Origin of the sequence: Streptosporangium sp. NPDC051022 (assembly GCF_040683035.1) — a bacterium.
In the GTDB taxonomy this organism is placed as follows: Bacteria; Actinomycetota; Actinomycetes; order Streptosporangiales; family Streptosporangiaceae; genus Streptosporangium.
The window spans coordinates 114,743-126,141 of record NZ_JBFBCF010000002.1 but is presented as its reverse complement, the minus strand read 5'-3'; the positions used below and the strand labels follow the sequence as shown (position 1 = coordinate 126,141).

At 71.9% G+C, this 11,399-nt stretch carries 13 protein-coding genes; 6 read left to right on the top strand and 7 right to left on the bottom strand.

Annotated elements, in window-relative coordinates:
- The first annotated feature begins 5 nt into the window (after positions 1 to 5).
- The 4 genes from AB0N02_RS04735 (at position 6) to AB0N02_RS04720 (ending at position 4,340) form a co-directional block, all read left to right on the top strand.
- A complete protein-coding gene (locus AB0N02_RS04735; RefSeq protein WP_363942778.1) occupies positions 6 to 755 on the top strand; it encodes a TetR/AcrR family transcriptional regulator in 750 nt (249 codons plus the stop codon).
- A 247-nt stretch (positions 756 to 1,002) separates the two neighbouring features.
- Positions 1,003 to 2,850: a substrate-binding and VWA domain-containing protein gene (locus tag AB0N02_RS04730; protein WP_363942775.1), complete on the top strand. Its 1,848-nt coding sequence runs from the start codon at positions 1,003 to 1,005 to the stop codon at positions 2,848 to 2,850.
- Positions 2,850 to 3,584 carry a hypothetical protein gene (locus AB0N02_RS04725; RefSeq protein ID WP_363942773.1) on the top strand — a complete coding sequence of 245 codons (735 nt, stop codon included), beginning with the start codon at positions 2,850 to 2,852 and terminating at the stop codon, positions 3,582 to 3,584. Before AB0N02_RS04730 ends, AB0N02_RS04725 begins: the two co-directional genes overlap by 1 nt.
- A gap of 9 nt (positions 3,585 to 3,593) precedes the next feature.
- Entirely contained in the window at positions 3,594 to 4,340 is a 747-nt protein-coding gene (locus AB0N02_RS04720; RefSeq protein WP_363942770.1) for a PspA/IM30 family protein, read from the top strand.
- 22 nt (positions 4,341 to 4,362) lie between these two features.
- Here the strand turns inward: AB0N02_RS04720 and AB0N02_RS04715 are convergent, their stop codons facing one another.
- Positions 4,363 to 4,887: a cysteine dioxygenase family protein gene (locus AB0N02_RS04715; protein ID WP_363942767.1), complete on the bottom strand. Its 525-nt coding sequence runs from the start codon at positions 4,885 to 4,887 to the stop codon at positions 4,363 to 4,365.
- A 75-nt stretch (positions 4,888 to 4,962) separates the two neighbouring features.
- Between AB0N02_RS04715 and AB0N02_RS04710 the strand changes: the two genes are divergently transcribed.
- Both AB0N02_RS04710 and AB0N02_RS04705 read left to right on the top strand, forming a co-directional pair.
- Positions 4,963 to 5,829, top strand: coding sequence for a LysR family transcriptional regulator (locus AB0N02_RS04710; protein ID WP_363942764.1), 867 nt, complete (start codon positions 4,963 to 4,965; stop codon positions 5,827 to 5,829).
- 102 nt (positions 5,830 to 5,931) lie between these two features.
- The gene (locus tag AB0N02_RS04705) at positions 5,932 to 6,576 is read left to right on the top strand and encodes a LysE family translocator (protein ID WP_363942761.1); all 645 of its coding nucleotides are present in this window, start codon (positions 5,932 to 5,934) and stop codon (positions 6,574 to 6,576) included.
- On the opposite strand, the gene AB0N02_RS04700 is transcribed toward AB0N02_RS04705, so the two are convergent.
- From AB0N02_RS04700 to AB0N02_RS04675, 6 genes are all read right to left on the bottom strand, one after another.
- A complete protein-coding gene (locus AB0N02_RS04700) occupies positions 6,545 to 6,856 on the bottom strand; it encodes a hypothetical protein (protein WP_363942759.1) in 312 nt (103 codons plus the stop codon). The two genes, AB0N02_RS04705 and AB0N02_RS04700, sit on opposite strands and share 32 nt — an antisense overlap.
- Positions 6,849 to 7,250 (bottom strand): DUF1622 domain-containing protein, encoded by a 402-nt coding sequence (locus AB0N02_RS04695; protein WP_363942757.1) that lies wholly within the window; start codon positions 7,248 to 7,250, stop codon positions 6,849 to 6,851. The genes AB0N02_RS04700 and AB0N02_RS04695 overlap by 8 nt, the downstream gene beginning before the upstream one ends.
- Before the next feature lie 137 nt (positions 7,251 to 7,387).
- Positions 7,388 to 7,930 (bottom strand): RICIN domain-containing protein, encoded by a 543-nt coding sequence (locus AB0N02_RS04690; RefSeq protein WP_363942755.1) that lies wholly within the window; start codon positions 7,928 to 7,930, stop codon positions 7,388 to 7,390.
- 228 nt (positions 7,931 to 8,158) lie between these two features.
- Positions 8,159 to 8,902 carry a decaprenylphospho-beta-D-erythro-pentofuranosid-2-ulose 2-reductase gene (locus tag AB0N02_RS04685; RefSeq protein ID WP_363942752.1) on the bottom strand — a complete coding sequence of 248 codons (744 nt, stop codon included), beginning with the start codon at positions 8,900 to 8,902 and terminating at the stop codon, positions 8,159 to 8,161.
- A 97-nt stretch (positions 8,903 to 8,999) separates the two neighbouring features.
- On the bottom strand, positions 9,000 to 10,325 hold the full coding sequence (locus AB0N02_RS04680; RefSeq protein WP_363942749.1) for an FAD-binding oxidoreductase: 1,326 nt from the start codon (positions 10,323 to 10,325) through the stop codon (positions 9,000 to 9,002).
- Complete coding sequence (locus AB0N02_RS04675; protein ID WP_363943425.1) at positions 10,322 to 11,161, bottom strand: decaprenyl-phosphate phosphoribosyltransferase; 840 nt, start codon at positions 11,159 to 11,161, stop codon at positions 10,322 to 10,324. The genes AB0N02_RS04680 and AB0N02_RS04675 overlap by 4 nt, the downstream gene beginning before the upstream one ends.
- Positions 11,162 to 11,399: the final 238 nt, after the last annotated feature.

The window sequence follows — 11,399 nt, the reverse complement described above, 5'->3', positions numbered from 1 at the left end:
GCCGCATGACGGAGCAGCGGACCGGAGCCGGAGACGTGAGCGCGCGCGACAGACGGGAGTGGCGCGTGCCCGGCGGCGGCCGTTCTCCGGGCAGGGGGGACGGCCGCCGGGCCGAGACGAGGCTCAGGCTGTTCACCGCCGCGGTCGAGGTGATCGCCGAGCAGGGCTACACCGCGGCCACCGTCGACGCGATCGCCGAGCGCGCCGGGGTGGCCAAGGGCACGGTGTTCTACAACTTCGGCAGCAAGGAGGCGCTGTTCGCGGCCCTGCTCGAACACGGGATCCAGCGGCTCGCCGACGCGATGCGCGCGGCGGACACCGGGCCGGGCGGCGACGTGCGGGAGGGCCTCCGGCGGGAGGGCACCGCGGGCGGCGGCGCGGCGGAGGCGGGAGAGAGCGCGTCGGCGGCCCTGGACGCGGTGGTCATGGCGCAGCTGCGCTTCTTCGAGGAGTACGGCGCGTTCGCCCGCGTGCTGCTGACCGAGATGTGGCGTACGGCCTGGCAGGACGCGGTGGCCAGGCTGCGCGAGGAGGCGCTGGGCGTCTACGCGGGGGTGCTGCGCCGGGCGGTCGCCGAGGGCGCGATCCGCGCGGACCTGGACGTGGACACCGCGGCGACCGCGGTGTTCGGCATGGTGCTGACGGTCTCGATCGAACGCAGGGCGCTGCATCCCGACCGTCCGATCGAGCAGCTGCACGCCACCCTCGTAGATCTCATTCACGGCCGGGTAGCCGATCACCCCTTGTCCGAGTAAAACGGTTCTTCCTACGATCGTCTGATGGTCACCTCCGACATACCGCCTCTCCGGCGGCTCCTCCCCCCTGTGGCCGCGGCGCCGTTCATCGGGCCGTTCATCGGGCCGCCCGCCGGACCGCGCCGCTCCCCCGGCGCCGACCGGCACGCCCTTCCCGACCGCTGAGCACGGAGAACGATTTCCGAACACGGCGAACTCCGGCGGGGGCTCGTTCGTCGGACAGGTACCGACATCACCGGGAGGCCGGGTGTACCAACAGCCGCAACGACGGCGCAGGAACTTCGCCCCGTTCATCATCGCGATCCTCCTCGCCGGCAGCCTGATCGTCGGACTGCGGCTGTTCATCGGGAGCAGGGAGCAGGGCGGCGGCGGCACCGGCGGTACGCCGGGGGACGGCGCGTCCCAGGCCGTGTCCCAGACCAGGTCCTGCGACGGCGGAGGGGTGCGGCTGACCGTGGCCGCGTCCATCGAGAAGACCGAGCTGCTGCGGAAGATGGCGGCGGACTACAGCGGCAGGAAGGTCGGCGGCCGCTGCGCCGAGGTCGTCATGACCAAGTCCACCGGCGGCGTGATCCAGGCGCTGGCCAGGGGGTGGGACGAGCGCCAGGACGGCCCGCGCCCCGACGTCTGGTCCCCGGCGAGCAGCAGCTGGATCGCCCTGCTCCGGCAGCGCGCCGCCGGCGCCGACACCGGTTCCCCGGTCTCCGCGGACAACCCGTCGATCGCCAAGACACCGCTGGTCATCGCGATGCCCAAGCCCATGGCGGAGGCCCTCGGCTGGCCGGGCAAGAAGCTGGGCTGGTCCGACCTGCTGGAGCTGTCGAAGAGCTCGTGGGCCAAGTACGGCCACCCCGAGTGGGGCCGGTTCCGCCTGGGCAAGACCAACCCCAACTTCTCCACCAGCGGCCTGAACGCCACCATCGGCACCTACTTCGCCGCCACCGGCCTGTCGGGCGACCTGTCGGAGAAGAACGTGGCCGACCCCGGGGCGAGAGAGTTCGTGCGGGGGGTCGAGCACTCGATCGTGCACTACGGCGACACGACGCTGACGTTCCTGTCGAACCTGCAACGGGCCGACGACGCCGGGGCGGGCCTGAGCTACATCTCCGCCGTGGCCGTGGAGGAGAAGTCCGTCTGGGACTACAACGAGGGCAATCCGACCGGCGACCCCACGACGCTGGGCAAGCACGCCAAGCCCAAGGTGCCGCTGGTGGCGATCTACCCGAAGGAGGGGACCCTCTACTCGGACAGTCCGTACGCGGTGCTGACCACGCCGTGGGTCGACGACGCCAAGCGCGCCGTGGCCGCCGACTTCCTGGCCTACCTGCGGGCGGCGCCGCAGCAGAAGCGGTTCACCGACTTCGCCTTCAGGTCGCACGACGGCAAGCCCGGCAGGCTCATCACCGAGGCGAACGGGCTGCTCCCCGCCGAGCCGACGAGCACGCTCAACCCGCCCGCCCCCAACGTGCTCGACAAGGTGCTGTCCAGCTGGGCCGAGCTGCGCAAGCCCGCCAACGTCCTCATGGTGATCGACGTCTCGGGCTCGATGGGCGCCGAGGTGCCCGGCACGGGCAGGACCAAGCTGGACCTGGCCAAGCAGGCGGCGATCAACGCGCTGCCCCAGTTCGGCCCGCACGACCAGGTCGGGCTGTGGATGTTCTCCACCAAGCGGGACGGCGACAAGGACCATCTGGAGCTGGCCCCGATGGCCACCGTCGACGACGCCCAGCGCAAGCGGCTGCGGGCCAGGCTCGAAGGGCTGGTCCCGGACGGCGGGACCGGCCTCTACGACACGGCGCTCGCCGCCTACCGGCACGTGCGCGGGCGGCACAGCGGTGACGCGATCAACGCGGTGGTCTTCCTCACCGACGGGAAGAACGAGGACACCAACAGCCTCTCGCTGGAGAACCTGCTGCCCGGCCTGCGCGCCGAGTCGGCCCAGGAGTCGGTGCGGATGTTCACGATCGCCTACGGCCAGGACGCCGACCTCGGCGTGCTCAAGCGGATCTCCGAGACGACGAACGCCGCCGCCTACGACTCTCGCGAACCGGGAAGCATCGACCAGGTGTTCACCGCGGTGGTGTCCAACTTCTGATGTCCCGGATCGTGGAGGAACTGCGCGACCCCTGGGGGCTGCTGCTCGGCGCGACCGCCGCGGGAGCCGCCTGGGCCGTCAACGTGCACCCGGCCGCCGCCGGGCTCGTCGGGGTGACCGTCTGGCTGGCCAAGGCGGCGGTCGCCGCCTTCCAGGAACGGGGCGGGGAGCGCGGGAGGCCCGCCGTCGCGCCGGGCAGCCAGGAGGAGTCCTGGCTGCGGCGGGCGGACTCCGCTGCGCGGGACTTCCACGAGCTGAGCGCCTCGATGGGCCGCGGCCCGCTGGCCGAGCGGATCACCCTGATGAGCGCCCAGATCGACGACGCGACGGCCACGCTGGAGCGCCTGGCCGAGCAGGCCTCGGTGACCGGTACCGCCCTGGCCAGGTTCGACCTCGACCAGCTCATGCGGGAGCGCCTGCGGCTGACCGGCGCCAGGGAGCAGGCCAGGAAGGGGCTCGTCGAGGACATCGACCGCGCGCTCGCCTCACTGGCCTCCCAGCTGGAGGTGGTCGACCGGCTCGCGGAGACCAGAGAGCGGGTGCTCACCCGGATGGAGTCGAGCGCGATCAGCATCGAGGGGCTCCTCGCCCGGGTGGTCGAGCTGTCGGCGACATCCGCGACCGGCGTCCTGGAGCCCGCCGGGGTGCTCGACGAACTGGCGGGCAGCCTTGAGGGGATCCGGCGGGGCCTGCACGAAACCGAACAGATCACGCGTGACGCGCTGGATCACTGAGGAGCCTCCATGTTCAAGGTCATCCGCCGAGCCTGGCGCTATCTGGTCTTCGCCCTGTCCGGCAGGCTGGACGAGCTTTCCGACCCCCGGGTTCAGATCGAGCAGGCCATCCAGGAGGCCAAGGAGCAGCACCGGCGCCTGACCGAGCAGGCCGCGGCCGTCATCGGCAACGAGCACGAGCTGGAGATGAGGCTCACCCGGTCACTTGAGGAGAGCGGGAAACTCCAGGCCAACGCCCGCCAGGCGCTCCTGCTGGCCGAGCGGGCCAGGGCCGCGGGCGACGAACGCAAGGCCCGGTCCTATGAGGAGTCGGCCCGCGCGTTCGCCTCCCGTCTCGTCGCCGCCGAGGCCGCGGCGCAGGACGCCCGGCTCATGCACGAGCGGGCCGTCCAGGCCTCCGCCCAGGCCCGCGCCGCGGTCGAGACCAACGCCGCGGCCCTGCAGAGGAAGCTGGCCGAGCGGATGCGGCTGCTGTCGCAGCTCGACCAGGCCAAGATGCAGGAGCAGCTCAACAGGGCCATGGGCGACCTGTCCGGCCTCACGCCCGCCGGGGAGACCCCGACCCTGGACGAGGTCCGCGAGAAGATCGAGAAGCGCTACGCCCGCGCCCTCGGCGAGGCCGAGCTGGCCTCCGACTCCGTGGAGGCCAGGATGATCGAGGTCGAGCGCGCCTCCATCGACGTCGAGGGCGCCGCCCGCCTGGAGGCCATCAGGGAGAGTCTCGGCCTCGGTAAGAGGCCCGAGGCCGAGGGCTGAGCCGGGGACCGGCCCGCGACTCTCAGCGGACCGGCAGGTCGTAGACCCGGCGGACGCTGCTGGAGGTGGCGCTGACATCGGCGCCGTAGACGTGCAGGGAGATCGCCGTGGTCCCGCCGGTGTTGCGGACCCGGTGGACGTCCCCCGGCGGCGCGAAGCCGCTGACGTCGCCCACCTGGTTGGCCGTACGGCCGATCTCGGTCAGGTGGTCGCCGTCGAGGCGGTAGAGCGTCTCGTACTCCACCCCCTGCAGGACCCCGAACACGCACCACGCGATGTGGTCGTGGATCACGGTCTCCTGTCCGGGCCGCCAGACCAGGGCCACGATCGAGAAACCCGCCTCGGCATGGAGGGTGTGGCTGACGTAGCGGTCGGGGTCTCCGAGGCGTTCCTCGGCGGTCAGGATCTCCGGCGAGGGCAGCTGCTCACGCAGCGCGTCGGCCACGGCGAATGCCGTGACGCGGGGATTTGTCGGCCGATCGGTCAGTTCTCGTACCTTCGTCACCAGTTCCGCCAGGCCGGGACGGGTGAGCGTCGTGATTCCCATGCCCCAAGCGTGCGCCGCGGCAATATATAACGTCTAATGTCTATCTTTCTGGTAATTCATCGATAATTTTAATACATGCTCGATCTCGTCAGGCTTCGCGTACTGGCCGCCGTGGCAAGACACGGCTCGGTCACCGCCGCCGCCAAGGAGTTGCACTACTCCCAGCCCTCGGTCAGCCACCATCTCGCCAGACTCGAAGCCGAGACCGGCGCGAAGCTGATCCAGCGGGTCGGCCGGGGCATCAGGCTCACCGAGGCGGGCCGTCTGCTGGCCGAGCGGGCCACCGAGATCGTCGGCCGCGTCGACTCCGCCTCCGCCGAGCTCTCCGCGCACGTCGGCCTGCGCGCGGGCCGGGTCAGGCTGGCGGCATTCCCCTCGGCGCTGGGCACGTTCGTACCGCAGGCGGCCTCGCTGCTCGCCCGGGAGCATCCGGGGCTGGGACTGCGCCTGACCGAGACCGAGCCGCCGGAGGCCCTGCGCATGCTCCGCGCGGGCTACGTGGACGTGGCGGTCATCTTCCGCTACGACGACACCGCCCCGGAGGCCGAGGGGATCCGGCTGGTCCCCCTGCTGGACGACCCCAGCTACCTGGTCACCTCGGGACGGGCCGACGGGCTGCGCGCGCACCGCGACTCCCCGTGGATCGGAGGCTGCGACCGGTGCCGGAGCCACCTGCTCGACCTGTGCGCGCGGGCGGGCTTCGAACCGGAGATCGCCTTCACCACCGACGACGTCGTCGCCGTCCAGGCCCTCGTCGCCGCCGGGATCGGGGTGACGGTCCTGCCCGGACTGGCCCTGCAGGCGCACCGTCATCCCGGGGTCGACGCGATCGAGGTGCCCGGCTCGATCCGGCACGTCTACGCCGCCACGTACGGCGAGCCCCCGCTCCCGCCGGCGACCGCCGCCCTCCTGGCCGCCCTGACCGCGACGGTGAACACGTAGGCCGTTCCCTTCCGCACAGCCCACCGAGCCTCCGCGGAACCCCAGCGGAACCCCAGCGGAAAATACGAGGCGGCCGAAACCCGCCGAGCCTACGATCCGGATATGCCAGATGTGATGACACTCGCCCTTTTCGCTGCCGCGACCCTCGCCCTCCTCCTCGTACCGGGTCCCGCGGTGCTCTACATCGTGACCCGCAGCGTCGCCCAGGGCCGCGGTGCCGGGCTGGTGTCCGTCCTGGGCATCCATCTGGGCTCCGTGGTGCACGTGGTCGCGGCGGCCCTGGGCGTCAGCGCCCTGGTGGCCGCGTCCGCGACCGCGTTCACCGTGGTCAAGTATCTGGGCGCGGCCTATCTGGTCTGGCTCGGCATCCGTAAGCTGACGGCCCGCTCCGGCGGCGACGAGGCCGCCGAACCACCGCTCGCGTCCAGGACACGGCTGTTCTGGGAGGGCTTCGTGATCAACGTGCTCAACCCGAAGACCGCGATCTTCTTCCTGGCCTTCCTCCCCCAGTTCACCGACCCCGCACGCGGCCCGGTGGCCGTCCAGGTCGTGGTGCTCGGCCTGGTCTGGATCGCGCTCGGCATGGCCAGCGACGGCGCGTTCGCCCTGCTCGCCTCGGCCATGGCGGGCCGTCTGCGCCGCTCGGCCCGGGCCCGCCGCCGGCTGGACGTCACCAGCGGCGTCGTCTATCTCGGTCTGGGCGCGGTGGCCGCGTTCACCGGCGAGAGCGCCGCCGCCAGGGCCTGAGGCCCGGCCCCGCCCCACCCGCGACGACCTGCCGCGACCGCAGGAACCCGGCGGCGACGACCTTGCGGATCACCACCGTGAGCGCGGCCACCGCGATCGCCGCCCACGTCTGGGTCTGGGACAGGCGCAGGAGCCCGGCGGCGAGGAGGAAGTCCAGCAGCGTCGCCATCGCGCCCCCGGGTCCCCCGCCGAGCAGCAGTACGGCGAGCGCGGCGACCAGCCCCATGGCGACGACCAGCGTGACGGCCAGGGTGACGGTCGCCCGCACGGTGTCAGCCACTTCCGGCACCGGTCACGGGGCGGCCACCCGGCTTCCCCGCCGCGTCCACCTCGCGCCCCTCCCGCTCGATCTCCCTGCTCAGGAAGAAGTTCAGCGCGGTCCTGATGGCCGCGATCGCCGCCAGCTGGCCGATCTGCGCGAAGCTCGGCGAGATGGCCGTACGCAGTATGTCCCCCGCCAGCTGGAACTCCAGCCCCAGCGCGAGGAACCGGCCCAGGAACAGGCGCACGGCGACGAACCCGCCACCGTCGCGCCGGCGCACGACGAGCACCAGGAAGCGGGCGAAGGCCATCGCCGCCCCGACGAAGATGATGATCGCCCCGGCCGCCTCGACCAGGCGGACGAGAAGGTCGACCACCTCCCGGAGGACCTCCTGGGGCAGAACATCCCCCATGCGCTACCGGTACCCCGCGGGAGCGCCGTCCAAGAGCTCACACCGGCCCCTCTCCCGCCTCGGCGGGCACGCCCCCTCTCGGGGAGACGGCCGTCCGGCGGGTCGCCGGACGGCCGGGTGATCAGGCGGTCGGCCTGTCAGGCGAACTTCCACTGCTGGTCGTGCTGGGTGCCGCACTCCCACTGGATCACCGAGGCGCCGCTCTGCGCGCTTCCGTCGTACACCGACAGGCACTTGCCGCTGTGCCGGGCGACGAAGGCGAAGAAGCCGCCCTCCTTCTGGACGAGCTTCCACTGCTGGTCGTACTGGGGGCCGCACTCCCACTGGATCACGACGGCCCCGTCCTCGGTGCTCCCGTTGGCCACCGACAGGCACTTGCTGCTGTGGGTGGCCCGCAGGTGGTAGAAGCCGCCCCCCATCGAGACCATCCTCCACAGCTGGTCGAGCTGGGAGCCGCAGTCCCACTGGATCGCGGGTGAGCCGTTCCGGGTGCTGCCCGTGGAGACCGACAGGCATCTGTCGCTCTGGCGGGCGATGAGGTTGGCGGTGAATATCGCCCCCGCCCGCGCGGGAGAACCGTCGGCGCGTACGGCCGGCGCGGCGGCGGCCGGAAGAGCGAGTGGACCGGCGAGCAGAACGGCGACGAGGGCTACGGTGCGAACAGCACGGACGGGTGCCATCAGGCCTCCTGAGACGCTCTCTGAAAGATCATTGAGCCCGTCGTAGCACGGGCGCCAAGATCCGCCGAAAGGTGACACCGCGTAGTTGAAGGTGTGGAGACCGTTCCTGGGGCCGGCGGTAACCGTCGCCTCCACGGCCCCGCCCCCGTCCCGCGTGAGCGCACACGCGAGAGGGGAGGCGGAGGGAGCGGAGGCGCGGGCGGGAAGCGGCCCCGTCTCGGCGAGGTCTCAGCGGGGCATTCTCCGCCAGATCGCGCGGGGCAGGACGCGCATCACCGCGAAGAAGGCGCGCAGCATGCCGGGCACCCAGACGATCTCGGCGCCGGAGCGCAGCCCGTCCACCACCGCGTCGGCGACCTGGCCCGGGGTCGAGGACATCGGCGCGGGGGACATGCCCCTGGTCATCCTGCCGATGACGAAGCCGGGCCGTACGATCATCACCCGGGCGCCGGAACCGTGCAGCGCGTCGCCCAGTCCCTGCGCGAAGCCGTCCAGGCCCGCCTTGGCCGAGCCGTACACGAAGTTGGCCCGGCGCACCCGCACCCCCGCGACCGAGGACAGGACCACCAGCGTGCCGTGGCCCTGCTCGCGCAGCCGCCGGGCGGCGAAGAGCCCGGCGGAGACGTGGCCGCCGTAGTTGACCGCGACCGCCCGCACGGCGGCGACCGGGTCGTCGTCGTAGACGGCCTGGCTGCCCAGGACGCCGAAGGCGGGGATCACCACGTCGAGGTCGCCGACCAGCTTCACGGCCGTCTCGATCACCTCGCCGTGCGTCTCGGGCCTGGAGGCGTCGAACTCCACCAGGTGCACCTCCGCGCCCCCGATGGCCGGGGGCGTGTCACCGGGATCGCGCAGCGCCAGCACGACCCTGCTCGCGCCGTTCCGGACCAGCCGCTCGACGATCGCCAGGCCGATCTCGCTGCGGCCGCCCAGCAGCAGCACGGTGTCGACCGAGCCCAGGGCGTTCTTCACCGGGCAGCCCTCCTCGGCGGCCGCGCGGAACCGAACCTCACAGGAACGCACCTCCTCGCCGGTCTCGCGGGACCGGCCTCACATGACAGGCTCCGGCTCACAGGCCGAGCCTTCTCGCCAGGTCGGAGCGGAAGATCCCCGCGGGATCCGCCTCGTGGCGGACCTTACGCCACTCCTCCAGCCGGGGATACGTCGCGGCCATCGTCCTCGCCGACATCCGCGAGTCCTTGGCCAGGTAGAGCCGCCCGCCCGCCTCCGCGATCCAGCCGTCGAGCTCCCGCAGCAGCCCGGCCAACCCCCGCTGGCCCGCCGGAATGTCCAGGGCCAGCGTCCAGCCGGGGATCGGGAACGACAGCATTCCCAGCGTGCCGGGACCGAACCGCTTGAGCACGGTCAGGAAGGAGACCACGCCCTCGGCGGAGAGACGGGAGACGATCCGCCGCAGCGTCGTCTCCTCGCCGAACGGCACCACGAACTGGTACTGGACGAAGCCCTTCGAGCCGTACATCCGGTTCCAGCCGTCCACGAAGTCCAGCGGGTGGAAGAACGGCGAGATCTCCTGGATCACGCCGGTCGCGGGACGCGATTTGCGATACCACGCCTCGTTGAACGCCCGCACGGTCAGCGGGTTGAGCAGGCCGTTCGGCGCCCACGGCGGGGCCGTCAGCAGCGATCCCGGGCCGAAGGCCAGCGGGTCCGTACCGCGCGGCAGCTCGTCACGGCCCGCGTGGTCGCCCCGGGTGAGCACGCTGCGGCCCATCCTGGCGCCCGAGGCCAGCAGGTCGATCCAGGCGACCGTGTAGCGGTAGCGGTCGTCGGTCGCGGTCATGACCTCAAGGGTGTGGTCCAGGTCCCGGGTGCGCTCGACGTCGACCCGCATGCGCGAGGTCTCGATCGGCAGGCACCGGAAGACCGCCTCGGTGATCACCCCGGTGAGCCCCATGCCGCCGACCGTGGCCCAGAACAGGTCGTCCTCCGGCGTGAGCGTACGGCTCTCGCCCCCGGCCGTGACCAGTGTGAGGGAGCGCAGGTGGGCGCCGAAGGAGGAGTCCGCGTGGTGGTTCTTGCCGTGCACGTCGGCCGCCACGGCCCCGCCGACCGTCACGTGCCTGGTGCCCGGCGTCACGGGGACGAACCAGCCCCGGGGCACCAGGGCCGCCATCAGGTCGTGCAGGCTCAGCCCGGCGGCGGCGGTGACCAGTCCCGTGGTCTCGTCCAGGGACCAGGAGGTCAGCGCGGTGCAGTCGAGGACGAGCCCTCCGGCGTTCTGCGCGGCGTCGCCGTAGGAGCGGCCGAGCCCGCGGGCCGCCACGCCTCGGTCGGACGCCCGCCGTACGAGGTCGGCGACCTCCTCGGGCGAGCGGGGACGCGCCAGGCGCGCGGCGGTCGGCGCGGTACGGCCCCAGCCGGTCAGCAAGGTCATCTCAGGTAGATCCCGATCAGGAGCGGAAGGAGAAGGAGTACGACGTACAACTGCATGGGCCGGTCGCGCAGGGCGAGCTCCTCGGGCTCCTCGCCCACTCCGCGGTCGACCAGGAGATTGTGCCGCAGGACGATGAGCACGAAGGGAACGATGCTGATCGGGTAGAAGGGACCCGGGTGCTCGTTCAGCGCCCACAGGCAGTAGGTCACGATCATGGCACCGGAGGCCATCGCCCGGACACCCGCCAGGTAGCCGGGCGTGTAGGCGGCCAGGATGGCCCGTGTGGCGTTGCCCGCCGAGGCGCGCAGCTCGGTCTCCCGTTTGCCCGCCACGAGCTGGAGCGAGCCGAGCGAGATCACCACGAGGAACCAGCTCGTCACCGGCACCTGAACGGCGATGGCCCCGGCGAAGGCCCGGATGACGTGACAGCCCGCGACCGCGACGAGGTCGACCACCTCCTGGTGCTTGAGGTAGTAGGTGTAGGAGAACGTCAGCGACAGGTATCCGGCGACGACGAGCGGCAGCCGCCAGCCGCCGGACAGCGCGGCGAGCGCGGGGGCCAGCAGCACCAGCAGGACACCGACGACCCGGGCGAGCCGTACGGAGACCAGGCCCGCGGCGATCGGGCGGTGGCGCTTGCGCGGGTGGCGGCGGTCGGCCTCGACGTCGGCGGCATCGTTGAGCAGGTAGGCGCCGCTCGCGGCGGAGCAGAAGGCGGCGAAGGCGATCAGCGCGTCCAGAAACCCCTGAACGGTGAACAGCACGCCCGCCGCCGCGGGGGCGGCGAAGACCAGGCCGTTCTTCAGCCACTGACGCGGCCGGCAGGCGCGCAGCAGCGCGAGCGGCGAGAATCTCCGGGCAGCGTCGACGTCCGCGGGCGGATCCGCCGGCGGCCGTCCGAGCACCGTCTCCTCGTTCACCGGCTCATGGTCGTCGCGCCCCGCCGTCACCGCGGTTCACGAGGAACCCTGCGACCGGCGAAGCGGGACCCGGGAGGAGAAGGACGGGGGGAATTGTCACTTTGGGCATGATGATCTGATTCTTGCTTCTTTACGGCGTCCGCCACAAGGTCAT